Origin of the sequence: Lutibacter citreus (assembly GCF_003260195.1) — a bacterium.
GTDB classification, from domain to species: domain Bacteria; phylum Bacteroidota; class Bacteroidia; order Flavobacteriales; family Flavobacteriaceae; genus Lutibacter; species Lutibacter citreus.
The window spans coordinates 407,702-422,277 of the sequence record NZ_QEIH01000004.1 but is presented as its reverse complement, the minus strand read 5'-3'; the positions used below and the strand labels follow the sequence as shown (position 1 = coordinate 422,277).

The 14,576-nt window shown below is 30.5% G+C and carries 8 protein-coding genes; all 8 read left to right on the top strand.

The window, feature by feature from the left end; all coding sequences use genetic code 11:
• The first annotated feature begins 10 nt into the window (after window positions 1-10).
• The 8 genes from DAD81_RS10700 to hisC all read left to right on the top strand — a co-directional run bounded on the left by DAD81_RS10700 (window position 11) and on the right by hisC (window position 14,560).
• Window positions 11-1,171, top strand: coding sequence for a mandelate racemase/muconate lactonizing enzyme family protein (locus DAD81_RS10700; RefSeq protein WP_111708253.1), 1,161 nt, complete (start codon window positions 11-13; stop codon window positions 1,169-1,171).
• Window positions 1,172-1,479: 308 nt separating this feature from the next.
• Entirely contained in the window at window positions 1,480-3,765 is a 2,286-nt protein-coding gene (locus DAD81_RS10695; protein ID WP_111708252.1) for a sulfatase-like hydrolase/transferase, read from the top strand.
• Window positions 3,766-3,816: 51 nt separating this feature from the next.
• Window positions 3,817-5,346, top strand: coding sequence for an alpha-L-fucosidase (locus DAD81_RS10690; RefSeq protein WP_111708251.1), 1,530 nt, complete (start codon window positions 3,817-3,819; stop codon window positions 5,344-5,346).
• A 200-nt stretch (window positions 5,347-5,546) separates the two neighbouring features.
• Window positions 5,547-7,118: a sulfatase family protein gene (locus tag DAD81_RS10685; RefSeq protein ID WP_111708250.1), complete on the top strand. Its 1,572-nt coding sequence runs from the start codon at window positions 5,547-5,549 to the stop codon at window positions 7,116-7,118.
• Window positions 7,119-7,127: 9 nt separating this feature from the next.
• Window positions 7,128-8,939, top strand: coding sequence for an arylsulfatase (locus DAD81_RS10680; protein ID WP_111708249.1), 1,812 nt, complete (start codon window positions 7,128-7,130; stop codon window positions 8,937-8,939).
• Window positions 8,940-9,469: 530 nt separating this feature from the next.
• Window positions 9,470-11,059 (top strand): alpha-L-fucosidase, encoded by a 1,590-nt coding sequence (locus DAD81_RS10675; protein ID WP_245949220.1) that lies wholly within the window; start codon window positions 9,470-9,472, stop codon window positions 11,057-11,059.
• A 187-nt stretch (window positions 11,060-11,246) separates the two neighbouring features.
• Window positions 11,247-13,100, top strand: a complete 1,854-nt coding sequence (locus tag DAD81_RS10670; RefSeq protein ID WP_111708248.1) for a sulfatase family protein — start codon at window positions 11,247-11,249, stop codon at window positions 13,098-13,100.
• 335 nt (window positions 13,101-13,435) lie between these two features.
• Window positions 13,436-14,560, top strand: coding sequence for a histidinol-phosphate transaminase (gene hisC / locus DAD81_RS10665; protein WP_111708247.1), 1,125 nt, complete (start codon window positions 13,436-13,438; stop codon window positions 14,558-14,560).
• Window positions 14,561-14,576: the final 16 nt, after the last annotated feature.

The window sequence follows — 14,576 nt, the reverse complement described above, 5'->3', positions numbered from 1 at the left end:
ACTCATAAATATGAAAATAACAAATATAATTACCTATCCAATAAATGTTGGTTCTGGAAGTCAGTTAGTTGTGAAAATTGAAACCGATGCTGGGATTTATGGTTGGGGAGCTTCAGGATTATCTGGGAGAGAATTAGCTGTAGTTGGTGCAATTGAACATTATAGACCGTTGTTAATAGGCAAAAACCCAATGCAAATTGGGGCAATTTGGCAAGATTTATATAGAGGTCAGTATTTTGAAGGAGGAAGAGTGCTTACAGCTGCTATATCTGCTATTGATATTGCATTATACGATATAAAAGGAAAAGCTCTTAATGTGCCAGTTTATGAATTATTAGGAGGGAAACAACGTGATTATATTCCTTGTTTTGCATCCGTAAGATTTGCAACGTATGAGGAATTAATAGAGCGCTCTCTTTATTTTGTAAAAAATGGATGGGACATGTTGCGTTTAGCACCAGCTGAATTTGAAAAAGAGCTTAAGAAAGATCATAGATTTGAACCTCGTGAGTCAATAAGTATAATAGCAGATTGGTTAACTAAATTGCGTAAAAAAGTTGGTTCAAGTGTTACAATAGGAATTGATTATCATACACGATTAACAATACCTGAAACATATTCTTTTATGAAAAGAATGCCTCGTGGAACAATCGATTTTATTGAAGAGCCAATTAGAGATGAAAATCCAGAAGCTTATGAAGCATTAAGGAAAATGATAGATATTCCATTTGCCATTGGAGAAGAATTTTCAAGTAAATGGCAGTTTTTACCATTTTTAGAAAGAAATATTACCCAATATGCAAGAATAGATGTTTGTAACGTTGGTGGAATAACCGAATCAATGAAAGTGGCTTCTTTAGCTGAGGCGCATTATATTGATTTAATGCCTCATAATCCATTAGGACCAATTTGTACCGCTGCTACTATTCATGTGGCAGCTGCATGTCCTAATTTTAGTTGGTTAGAAGAAGTTAATTCAGGAGCACATACCTCTACAAATGATTTAAAATATTATCCTATACAGCCAAAACTTGAAGGTGCTAGATATCCTGTTTTAGATACGCCAGGTTTAGGGGTTGATTTAGATGAAGAATATATAAAAAATCAAGAATTCAAGCCTGTTGAAATACCAAGGTTATCAAGAGATGATGGTTCTTTAAATAATTGGTAATGCACTAAAAATGTTAGAATAATTTAATAATGTGTTAAATAGCTTTATTCAAGAAATAGTATAAGGATTCATTATAAAATTGGGATATATTTTTTTAATTATGGTTCAACCCAGAAGTTTTTAATGTTAAAGGTGGATATATTAAATTGTTTGATAACCTGGATTAGGGGTCAAAATTGAAGGGGGAAGGTAGCTGAAGAAGTGAAAATAGCTAGTCTAATCTAATATAGAGGAATAAGGATTGAAGTTTTACGGAATGGTAAATTCTGATTTTAAATAATAACTACTAATTTTTTAATAACTTAAAAATGATTGAATCTAAGAGTTTTCCCAATTTAAATATTGCTATAGTTTTTATAATGTTATTAGTTTTTTTTACAGGAATATCATGTAAAGGAAATAAAAATCCTCCAAATATAATTCTAATAATGGTTGATGATTTAGGGTATGAATCAATTGGCTGCTATGGAGGGACTTCTTATAAAACTCCAAATATAGATAAACTAGCAAGTACTGGTGTTCTTTTTAATCAAGCCTATGCACAACCGCTATGCACTAACACCAGAGTGAAATTGATGACGGGGAAGTATAATTATAGAAATTGGACTTCTTTTGGTATTTTACATCCAGATCAGAAAACTTTTGGACATTTAATGCAAGATGCAGGCTATACAACTTGTATGGTTGGAAAGTGGCAATTACAAAGTTATGATCCCGTGGATTATCCAGGTTCGGAGAATAGAAGAGATACGGGAATGAAGGTTGAAAATGCAGGTTTTGAAGAGTATAGTTTATGGCACACGGGGCATACAGAAGATAAAGGTTCTCGCTTTGCAGATCCTACAATATATCAAAATGGTAAATTTTTAACCGATACAAAAGGAAAATACGGACCAGATATTTTTGTGAATTACTTAAATGATTTTGTAAATAAAAAAAGAGAAAAGCCATTTTTTGTTTATTACCCAATGGTTTTAACACACAATCCTTTTTCTCCAACTCCAAATTCAAAAGAATGGAAAGATCCTGAAAAACGGTTTTTAGACAAACCAGTTTATTTTAAGGATATGGTTGAATATACCGATAAGATTGTTGGAGATATTGTTAAAAATTTAGACAAGAATGGATTAAGAGAAAATACAATAATTTTATTCTATTCGGATAATGGAACTCATCAACAAATTTATTCCAAAATGGGTGATAAAATTGTGCAAGGTGGTAAAGGTTTAACTATTAAAGCAGGAATTAAGGTTCCATTTATTGCTAATCTTCCAAACTTTGTGAAAGAAGGAATTGAAACAGATGAATATATTGACGCGATAGATTTTTTACCTACAATTTTAGAGTTGGCAGGAAAATCAGTTCCAAAAGATTTTCATACAGATGGTGAAAGTTTTGTTTCTGTTTTAAAAAACGAAGAATCAAAAAGAAGAGATTGGGTTTATATGAGTTATAATCCCAAGCCAGGTGCAGGTAAAAAGGATTTTTATCGTTCTGAATTTGCTCTAAATAAAGAATATAAATTATACGGAGATGGTAGGTTTTATAATACCAAAGAAGATGAATTGGAATTAAATCCATTAGAAAATTATGCCAAGGAAGAAGAATTTTTGAAATTAAAGTTCGAAAAAATTATAGATTCACTAAAGAAATATCCTTCATTTGGGGAAATTAAAAGACTAAATCCAGCATTGGATAATATTATTTCTAAAGATGCAAGAATAGAATTGATTGCTGAAGGATTTACTTGGTCTGAAGGTCCTGTTTGGCAACCTAAAGGTCAAAAATTAATTTTTTCTGATGTTCCTGAAAATAAAGCATATCAATGGAATGATATTACAGGTTTAAGCGTTTATTTATCGCCTTCAGGAATGATTCCAAATACGTTAGAAAAGAAAGTAAAAGGTTCAAACGGATTAGTGTTAGACAATCAAGGGAATTTAATTCTTTGTCAGGTTGCAGATAGGGTAATAAGTAGACTTGTAACTAGGGTTGACTCCAGCAATGCCACTTTTCAGCCAATAGTTAAAGATTATAAGGGTAAAAAGTTTAATTCACCAAATGATTTAGTTTTTGATTCAAAAGGAAATCTTTATTTTACTGATCCTACTTTTGGTTTAGGGAAAGGGAAAAAAAGCGATATTGGTTTTAACGGTGTGTATTTTGTAGATAAAACAGGAAATGTGAAATTATTAACAAAAGAAGTGAAATTACCAAACGGAATTGCTATTTCAAAGGATGAAAAAGTTTTATATGTTGCAGATTCTGACTCTGATTTTCCAAAGGTATGGGCTTTTGATATTGTAAATGATGGAATAGTAAATAATAAAAGAATATTTTTTGATGCAACGGCACTTCATAGAGCAAGCGTAAGCAAACAATGTCCTGATGGTATGAAGGTTGATAAAGATGGAAATTTATTTGTAGCTGGACCTGACGGGGTTTTAATTTTATCATCTGAAGGAATCCATTTAGGGACTATAAAAACAAATAAAAAAACAGGTAATTGTGCCTTTAGTGATGATGGTCAATTTTTATTTATAACAAGTGATGATTTAATTTTAAGAGTTAATTTAAATCCATATTCAAAATAAGATTTTAATAGAGTAATATTAAAATAATAATAAAAACTAATAAAAAATAGTATGAGAATCAAAGGGATTGTAATTGTATTAGGAGTTTTAATGTTGTTTTCTTGTAAAGAAGAGAAAAAACAAGTTGTAGACGAAATAGTTGTAGATAAATTTGAATCTAATTGGGAGTCTTTAGCCAAAAATAATAAAGAACCAGATTGGTTTGCTGATGCCAAATTAGGAATCTATTTTCATTGGGGTATTTATAGTGTGCCAGCTTTTAGTAGTGAATGGTATCCACGTTGGATGTATGTAGAAAATAGAGATAAATGGGGAAAAGGAACTTTTCAATACCATAAAGAGCATTTTGGAGATCCTTCAGTATTTAATTATCATGATTTTATTCCAATGTTTAAAGCTGAAAAATTTGATGCAAAAGAATGGGCAGAATTGTTTAAAAGTGCAGGAGCTAAATTTGCAGGGCCAGTAGCCCAGCATCATGATGGGTTTGCAATGTGGGCTAGTAAGGTAAACCCTTGGAATGTGAAGGATATGGGGCCTAAGAAAGATATTCTAGGAGATTTATATAAAGAATTAAAAAAGCGAGATTTAAAAACAATTGCAACTTTTCATCATGCGCGAACTTTACAGCGTTATACTAAAGATACGGCAAATTGGGGAGGTACAGCAAGTCATTACCCATACAATCCTAAATACGCTACATCATCTACAGATCCTAAATTAAAATACCTTTACGGCAATTTGGAAGAAGATGAATTTAATCAATATTGGTTGGATGAGGTTGAAGAAGTTGTAGATAATTATCAGCCTGATATTATTTGGTTTGATTCATGGTTAGATCAAATTCCTGAAAGTTATCTTCAAAAAATGGTTGCTCATCAATTTAATTCTGGGGTGAAAAATAATAAAGAAAACTTAGTTGCTTATAAGCAAAAAGATCTTCCAAGAAATGTTGGAGTTTTAGATATTGAACAAGGAGGGATGAAAGAAATGTCTCCAGATTACTGGTTAACAGATATAACAATTAGTGACGGAAGTTGGTGTTTTACTAATGGCTTAAAATATAAAAGCGCTCCGTTATTAATTAAAAATATGATTGATGTTTGGAGTAAAAAAGGTATTGTGTTACTAAATGTTTCACCAAGAGCAGATGGTGTAATTCCAGATGAACAAAGAGCTATTTTGGCTGAAATTGGAAAATGGACTAAAGCCAATGCAGAAGCAATTTATGGTACAAGAACACATGATGTTTATGGATATGGAGAAGCTGAAATTAAAGAAGGTCATTTTGGAGGTCAATCTGCTACTGTAAAATATAATGAAAGTGATATCCGTTTTACAACTTCAAAAGATAAAAAAGCATTATATGTATTTTGTTTAGGGATGCCTAAAGAAAATAGTGTAATTAAAATTCAACATGTTTTTAGTGAGAATGCAAATCAGAAAATTAAGAATGTATCCATAGTAGGGAATAATACAAAAATTAAAAGAAATTTTAAAGATGGATTACTGGAACTAACCACTCCAAATGCTAATTTAATGAATGATATCGCTACAGTATTTAAAGTAGAATTTGAATAAATATTTCAGTTTTATTTAAAATAACAGCAGAATTAATGGGTGTTATGCTTGTTTATGAGTTTTAGTATACAAGTTGTATAGTGCTTATTTATAGGGAGCGGTATAAATAAAGAACATTTATGCTATAAACAAAATCATATGTTTATTTCAAAGCCTCGGTTAAACTTTAACTTTGGGTAAATAATATTTTGAAATAAATTATGAAAAAATTAAATTGTTTACTAGCAGCTGCTCTGTTGTTAAATGTGTTTATTTCTTGCGCACAAAAAGACACACGCCCAAATATCATCTTTTTATTGTCAGATGATCAAACAAGTATTTCAGTTGGATGTTATGGAAATGATCAGGTTGTAACACCAAATATGGATAATTTAGCAGCAGAAGGGATTTTGTTTGAAAACCATTACAACACAACTTCAATTTGTATGGCAAGTAGGGCAATTATTATGACTGGTATGTATGAGTATAAAACGGGTTGTAATTTTATGCACGGATCTTTACGTAAAGAAAAGTTTCAAAAAGCGTATCCAGTATTATTAAAAAAAGCAGGGTATTTTACAGGTTTTGCTGGTAAATTTGGATTTCCAGTTTCTAATCAAGAAGGTTGGGATGATAAAAATATGAAAGTTATTCCATCTGAGGAATTTGATATGTGGGGTGGAGGTCCTGGACAAACCCTGTATAAAACTGATAAAAATCGAACAATAGCAAAATACGCAAAAGAGTATCCGCACAGTTCAAGAGCTTATGGAGCTTGGGCAAATGATTTTATTTCAGAAGCAAAAAATTCAGGAAAACCATTTTGTATGTCTATTAGTTTTAAAGCACCACATTTACCTTTTACTCCAGATAAGTATTTTGATTATGTGTACAAGAATAAAACCTATAAAAAACCAGCTAATTATGGAGCAGAAAATGCAAAACATTTATCTCCACAAGCAAAATCTGGACGTCAATACAATAGTTATAATTTTTGGAGAGATTCTGAAGAGAGTTATCAAAAAGCAATTAAAGGTTACAATCAGTTAATTCATGGTGTAGATTATGCTATTGGAATGATTCGTAAATCTTTAAAAGCACAAGGAGTTGATAAAAATACAATTATCATCTTTACAAGTGATAACGGTTACAGTTGTGGAGCACATAATCTAGCAGGTAAAGCATTGCCTTATGAAGAAGCTTCAAAATCTCCTTTAATTATCTACGATCCGCGTGCACCTAAAAATAAAAGAGGTCAAAGAAGAGAAGTTGTTACAGCAAATATTGATATGGCTCCAACAATTTTAAGTTATGCGGGTATTGAAATTCCAAAAAATATGGATGGTGAAAATTTAATTCCATTAATTAATAAACCAAAAGGGATTAAACGTAAAACTGTTACGTTAACAAACATGTGGGGAAATGATGAAATTCAAGAAATGTCTGTTGTATCAAAGGATTGGAAATATATTTATTGGCAATATGCTAATGAAAAAATGAAGCCAGTTGAAGAACTATATAATATTGGTAATGATCGTTTAGAAATGAATAATTATGCTCATAATTCAATATATAATAATCAGTTAAAAAAAATGCGCAAGTTATACGACAAGCAATTGAAAAAAATGGAAAGAGAAGTTATAGATTATAACGATTATAAAAAATATAGTATTCTTTTTGATAGAAGTGCCAAGGCTGCCGATAAAAAACAATACTTAACAGGTGATTATCAAGAAGTATTAAGACTTCAAAAAATTATGCAAGACAAAAAAAATAAAAACAAAAAGAAATAAGGTAATATAATGAAAAATAGATTTATTTATGTGGTTTTTGTTTTAGCTGCATTCACTTGTATTAAGCTAAAAGCACAACAGAAAGTAAAACAACCAAACGTTATTTTTATTTTAACGGACGATCAAGGTTATGGAGATATTGCGGCTAACGGAAATAAAGTAATAAAAACTCCTAATATGGATAATTTGCATAACGAAGGTGTTCGTTTAACAAATTATCATACAGGTCCAACTTGTGCGCCAAGTCGTTCTGGTTTAATGAGTGGAGCTTACGGAAACAGAGCTGGAGTTTGGCATACCATTGGAGGTTGTAGTATTTTAAGAGAAAAGTTTATAGCAATGCCTCAAGTTTTTAAGGAAAACGGGTATGCAACAGGTATGTTTGGAAAATGGCATTTAGGTGATGCTTATCCATATTTACCACAAGATAGAGGTTTTGAGGAAACAGTATGTCACGGAGGTGGTGGAATTGGGCAAACTCCTGATTATTGGATGAATGATTATTTTGATGATACTTATTCTAGAAATGGAAGTCCTGAAAAAATTAATGGTTATTGTACTGATGTATTTTTTAAAGAAGCAATAAATTATATTGAGAAGAAAAAAGACGAACCATTTTTTGTTTATATATCTACAAATGCACCACACGGACCGTTAAATGTTCCCGAAAAATATTACGATTTATATAAAAACGAAAAATCAATTACCGAAGGTCAAAAGGCATTTTATGGAATGATTACCAATATTGATGATAATATTGGAGTGTTAGAAAAAAAATTAAAGCAATTAGGTATACAAGATGATACTATTTTAATTTTTATGACAGACAATGGTACAGCTACAGGACATAAAGTTGTAAAAGGAGTAAGCTATGGTTATAATGCTGGAATGCGAGGTCATAAATCATCTTCTTATGATGGAGGACATCGTGTGCCATTTTTTATTCGTTGGAATAATGGAGGGATAAAAGGAGGAGTTGACGTGAATAACATTACAATGAATTATGATATTTTACCAACGCTTATGGATTTATGTTCTTTATCTAAAATTGATGGACCAACACTTGATGGTATAAGTTTAAAACCTTTGTTAACACAAGAAGTTAATGATTGGCCACACAGATATACATTTACGGATAGCAATAGAAAACAACAACCAATTAAATGGTATAAATCTGCAGTAATGGATGATAATTGGCGCTTGGTTGATGGGGAAGAATTGTACAATATTAAAAATGATGTTGGTCAAGAAGATGATTTAGCTAAGAAATTTCCTAAGAAATTAAATGAAATGAGAGCTGCTTATGAAAATTGGTGGGACTATGTTTCGCAAGATTTTGGACATTTTGAAGCGTATAAAATTGGAGCAACTCATATAAAAGAAACAACACTTACAAACCACGATTTACATTCTGATGACCCTTTAGCTTGGAATCAGTCTTATATTCGTGATCCTTTTTACAATAAGAAGCCAGCCGTACCACAAGGGTTTTGGATGATTGATGTTCAGCAAAGAGGTGAATATGAAATAGAATTAAGAAGATGGCCAAAAGAATCAGATTTAGCTTTAAATGCAGTTGTTCCACAGCAGGGAGTTAAAACAAAATGGACAGATATTAGGCCTGCAGGAATTCAACTTAATTTTAAAAAGGCAACCTTAAAAATTGAAGGGATTAAACAAGAGAAAGTAGTAGATATGACAAAAAAATCAGTGAAGTTTAACGCTTACCTTTCAAAAGGTCGTCAGCAATTACAAGCTTACTTTACAAATGATAAAAAAGAAGATTTGGCATCTTTTTATGTGTACATAACTAAAAAATAAAAACAATTTTAAAAATTACACTAGTATTCTTTTTAATAGGTAAAAGTGTTGTGTCATAATCTAAACAAATGTATTAATTATAGTTTTTAACTATCGAGGTTAGGGAGATGCAGGTTTTAACAGAGTAAAGATATTTTCATTCTAATATTTAGATAAGTTAACTAAATATGGTGTGATGTTTTTTCAATAATTTTAGGTGATGCAGGAATTAAGTAACCAAAACCTGAATCATTAAATGGGATTAATTAATTGCCAGTATTAAAATATTGAAAAGATTTAAAAAAATGTAGACTTTTGTTTTACGACCAGATACACATGTAGAAAATATTTACAAAACTGAATATGAACGTAAAGAGTATTTTATAAAGTCTACAAGCGGAGGTAAGGCAAATAAATAAAATAAAAACCATATGTTACTTGTTTTTCGACAAAAGTGGTCTTCAAAAACATTTTAATTTCATTATTTAGTAATCTAAAAAAAAGAATGTTTATAAGCTTATAAAAGCTTGATTATTAGAATAAAAAATAAAATGAAAAATAATAATTCAAAAATTAAAAGTATGCAGTTTAGTTTTCTAAGGAAACTTGTTTTAATGGTATTAGTTATTAGTGTAGTAGGTATTTCAAACACTAAAGCTCAAGAAAAATTTAAAGAAAATTGGGAATCATTAAGTAAAGTTAATGAGCAGCCAGAATGGTTTAGAGATGCCAAATTTGGTATTTATACACACTGGGGGCCAGTCTCAAATGCCTTTGTAGGTGCAGATCCAGAAAAACATTATGCTGGTTGGCATGGTATGAAAATGTATGAAGACGGAAAAAAAGTTCCAACAAAAAACGGAACTCCAACTTCTAATTTTATTCATCATAAAAAGAAATATGGAGATCCAAAAAGACATGGATATACTGAAATAATTGAAGAGTTTAAACCAACTGGTTTTAACGCTAAAGAGTGGGCCGATTTATTTGCAGAATCTGGCGCAAAATTTGCTGGTCCTGTAGCGATGCACCATGATAACTTTGCAATGTGGGATGCAAAATCTACACGTTGGAATTCTATGAATTATGGAGGGATTGACCCTTCTGCAGCTTTAAAAAAAGAAATTGAAGCGAAAGGAATGAAATTTATGGGTTCTTTTCACCACGCATTCACTTGGAAATATTATGCTCCAGCTCATAAATACGGAGGTGTTAAGCCAAAAGATTATGATTTATATACAAATCCACATAGTTTAGATTCTGATACACCAGATGCTGATTTTTACGATCAATGGTGGGCTAAATTAAAAGAATTTATTGATGTTTATCAACCAGATTTGATTTGGTTTGATTGGTGGTTAGAAAACATGACTGAACAATCTCGTGAAAAGTTTTTGGCTTACTACTATAATAAAGGGATTGAATGGGGAAAAGATGTAGTTGTTTGTTATAAAGAATCTACTTTTCCTGAAAACACAGCAATTAAAGATTACGAAAGAGGACGTCCAAATCAACCGAAAAATCAAGTTTGGTTAACAGACACTTCTCCAGGACAATGGTTTTACCGCCCAGGTGCTAAATTTAAAACACCTAATGAATTGGTTGATATTTTAATTGATATTGTAGCTAAAAACGGTTCAATGTTGTTAAATGTACCACCAAATCCAGATGGTTCTATTCCTGATGAAATGGCTCATTTATTAAAAGAAATGGGTGCTTGGTTAAACATAAATGGTGAGGCTATTTTTAAAACTAGACCTTGGACAGTTTTTGGTGAAGGACCAACTCGTTTACCAGAAGGTGGACATAAAATTGAAAAACTTAAAATTGTATATAAAAACGCTGATATTCGTTATACAAAAAAATCAGATAAAGTGTTTTATGCAATTGTAATGGATAAACCTGAAGGTGAAACTATCTTAAAAACTTTAAGTACTGATATTGGTGTTTTAAATTCAAAAATTGTAAAAATTGAATTATTAGGTAGTAATGAAGAAATTTCGTGGGTAAGAGATAGTAGAGGTGTAGTAATTAAAGCTCCTAAATCTGTTCCTTCAGAATATGCACATGCATATAAAATTACTTTAGAAGGGTATACAGAAAATAATATTGGAGGAGCCGTTGATACTCATGTAGATTAGATAAAAATTTATATAACCGTAAAGAGTCATAAAATATAAAACCCGTCATTCTGAACTTGTTTCAGAATCGCATATTATTGTAAATAATAACAATAAGTTGAAAACTTAAAATAAATTTAGGGTGACGTATTAACTATATGACATAAACGGATTCACAAAATAAAAATTTATATATAAAATTAATAAAATGAAATTTAAATTATTACTATTTTGTTTAGTTACGCTTCAAGTTTTTACAGCTTGTAGCCAAAAAGTAAAACCAATTGAACGCCCTAATATTGTTTGGATTGTTTCAGAAGATAACTCAAAACATTATTTAAAAATGTTTGATGAGCATGGTATTGAAACTCCAAATATTGAAAGTTTGGCAGAAACAGGATTAACTTACACTCATGCGTTTTCAAACGCTGCTGTTTGTAGTGCTGCAAGATCAACATTGATTTCTGCTTCTTACGGACCTCGTTTGGCAAGTCATTATCACAGAAAGTTGGAATTAGTTCCACTACCAACTGGAGTTGAAATGTTTCCTGCTTATTTAAAAGAAGCAGGTTACCATACAACCAATAATGCTAAAGAAGATTATAATATTATTAAAGATGATAATGTTTGGGATATGTCTTCAAAAAAAGCAACTTGGAGAGATCGTAAACCAGGGCAACCTTTTTACCATGTGTTTAATATTGAAACAACACATGAAGGTCGTTTGCATTTTACAAAAGAGGATATGAAAAAAGGAACAAAAACGGATGTGAACTCTGTTTTTGTGCAACCAAATCATCCTCAAACAGAGTTATTTAAATATACAAATGCTTATTACCGAGATAAGATTCAACAAATGGATGGTGAAGTTGGTGAAGTGGTAGCAAAATTGAAAGAAGATGGTTTGTACGATAGTACATTTATTTTCTATTATGGAGATCACGGAGGAGTTTTACCTGGTAGTAAAGGATATATAAATGAAATGGGTGTTCACGTACCTTTAGTTGTTCATATTCCTTCAAAATATAAAGATTTAGTAGATGCTACACCAGGTACTAAAGTAGATGGTTTTGTTAGTTTTATTGATTTTGGAGCTACTGTTTTAAATCTTGCAGGTGTTAATTTACCTAAAGGAATTGATGGAAAACCATTTTTAGGAAAAGGTGTTACTGCTGCAGATGTTGCAAAACGTGATGAAACATTTAGTTATGCAGATCGTTTTGATGAAAAATACGATATGGTTCGTGCGGTAAGAAAAGGTAAGTATAAATATACTAGAAACTACCAACCATTTAATTTTGATGGCTTAATGAATAATTACCGTTATAAACAATTGGCTTACCAAGAATGGGCACAATTATATGAAGAAGGTAAATTGAATAAAACTCAATCTAAATTTTTTGAGACTAAACAAGCAGAAGAATTATATGATGTTGAAGCGGATCCGTATGAAACTAATAATATAGCAGGTAATCCTGAAAATGCAACAATTTTAAAACAGTTAAGAGTTAATTTGAATAATAGAGTAAAATCAATGCCAGATTTATCTTTTTATCCAGAGTTTTATTTAAAGAAAAATGCATTTTCATATCCTGTTGAATTCGGTCAAAAGCATAAAAAAGATATTCAAAGATATATAGAAGTTGCAAATTTAAACTTATTGAATTTTGAGGCTGCTAAAACTAAAATTACAGAAAATTTAAAATCTCAAGATCCTTGGAAACGTTACTGGGCTTTAATTGCTTGTAGTAGTTTTGGTGAACAAGCAAGCGAGTTTGTTGGAACAGCAAAAGAAATAGCAAAATCAGATTCTGAATTAATTAATAAAGTAAGAGCCGCTGAGTTTTTAGGTTTAATAGGGAAACAAAACCCTACGGAAGTTATGACAAATGCACTTTATGAGTCTAAAGATGGTGCAGAGGCTTTGTTAATTTTAAACTCAGTTGTTTTAATGAAAGATGGAGCTAAAAAGTATGCTTTTAACATTAAAAAAGATAAAATTAATAAAGTAGTTCTTGACGAATCTCAAGTGTTAAGAAGATTGGAATATATCAATCAATAAATTATTAAAATATGAATGTTAAAAGCATTCATAAAAAAAAAGGTTTGTGTTTAAGCGTTGCTTTAATACAAACCTTTTTCTGTTAATTTTTTATTCATTTAAACGACTTTCTAAAATGTTTATTTCAGTTTTATCCATTTCAGATCTTATAGAGATTTTTGTTTGGTTAAATATATAAAGTTTATGATTATACGGATTAAAAATCTATTAAACCCTATTTTATTAGTTAAAAAATCTAAATATTCAATATTTAATGGATTAAAAAAATAAAAAAGATAGTAAGTGTGTTATATTTGGTTTTAGAGAACTACCTTATTTTTTTCTAAACTAAACTAATGAAAACTACATCTAAATCAATAAAGACTCTATTTAAACCATACTTAACAGTTAAAAATGGTTACAAAGGAGGGCGCGGGATTTCACAAAAAAAAGAAGGACAAAAAGTGTATAAACTTTCTTCAAATGAAAATCCAATTGGTACGTCGCCTTTTGCTTTAAAAGCAATTAAAAACTCTTTAAGTGATTTACATTTGTACCCAGATACAACAGATATTCGTTTACGTGAAGCATTAGAGGTATATTATAAACAGCAATTATTAAAAGAACAATTTATTTGCGCAGCAAGCGGTTCCGAAATAATAGATTTAATAATAAGAGCTTTTGTAAGAGAAGAAGATGAAGTTATTATTTCTACACCTTGTTTTGTGCCCTACAAAATGTTTTCTTGCTGGTCTGGAGCAACAGTTGTTGATGTTCCTTTGTTTGAAAACGATTATAGCTTAAATGTTGAAGGAATTTTAAAGTCGGTATCAGAAAAAACAAGAATAATTTTTTTAACAAGTCCTAACAATCCAACAGGTTCATATATTTCAAAAGAAGAATTAGAGTATTTGTTAAATGAATTGCCACAGGACGTTGTTGTTGTATTTGATGAAGTTTATTGGCATTTTGCAAATACAGATGATTATACAACAGCATTGCCTTACATCTCTAATTACCCTAATTTAATAGCAATTAATAGTTTTTCTAAAACGTATGGATTGGCATCATTAAGAGTTGGTTATGCTTATATGAATGAAGAAGTAGCAGCCTATTTACGACAAATTTGTAAGCCGTTTTTAATTACAAAATTATCTCTTGAAGGTGCAATTGCATCATTAAAGGATGCTAACTTTATTAAGGAAACAATAGAAACTATTCATTCCGAAAAAAGCTTTTTAAAAGTAGAATATAACAAATTAGGAATTAAGTTTTACCCTACACAAGCTAACTTTTATTTAATAAATCCACCAATTCCGTCAAATGAATTTGTGCAGTTTTTGGCTGGAGAGGGAATTGCTGTGCGACCAGTAGATAATTTTGGTGCAAATGGAAAAGTTAGAATTACAATTGGAACTAGAGAGGCTAATATAGCTTTAATAAAAGCATTAAATAAGTTGAAATTAATTTCACTTAATTAATTGCTTATAGAAAATA

What these genes read in the sequence shown, in the direction of transcription:
- DAD81_RS10700 (WP_111708253.1), top strand. Translation starts at nt 11, where the DNA reads ATGAAAATAACAAATATAATTACCTATCCAATAAATGTTGGTTCTGGA.
- DAD81_RS10695 (WP_111708252.1), top strand. Translation starts at nt 1,480, where the DNA reads ATGATTGAATCTAAGAGTTTTCCCAATTTAAATATTGCTATAGTTTTT.
- DAD81_RS10690 (WP_111708251.1), top strand. Translation starts at nt 3,817, where the DNA reads ATGAGAATCAAAGGGATTGTAATTGTATTAGGAGTTTTAATGTTGTTT.
- DAD81_RS10685 (WP_111708250.1), top strand. Translation starts at nt 5,547, where the DNA reads ATGAAAAAATTAAATTGTTTACTAGCAGCTGCTCTGTTGTTAAATGTG.
- DAD81_RS10680 (WP_111708249.1), top strand. Translation starts at nt 7,128, where the DNA reads ATGAAAAATAGATTTATTTATGTGGTTTTTGTTTTAGCTGCATTCACT.
- DAD81_RS10675 (WP_245949220.1), top strand. Translation starts at nt 9,470, where the DNA reads ATGAAAAATAATAATTCAAAAATTAAAAGTATGCAGTTTAGTTTTCTA.
- DAD81_RS10670 (WP_111708248.1), top strand. Translation starts at nt 11,247, where the DNA reads ATGAAATTTAAATTATTACTATTTTGTTTAGTTACGCTTCAAGTTTTT.
- hisC (WP_111708247.1), top strand. Translation starts at nt 13,436, where the DNA reads ATGAAAACTACATCTAAATCAATAAAGACTCTATTTAAACCATACTTA.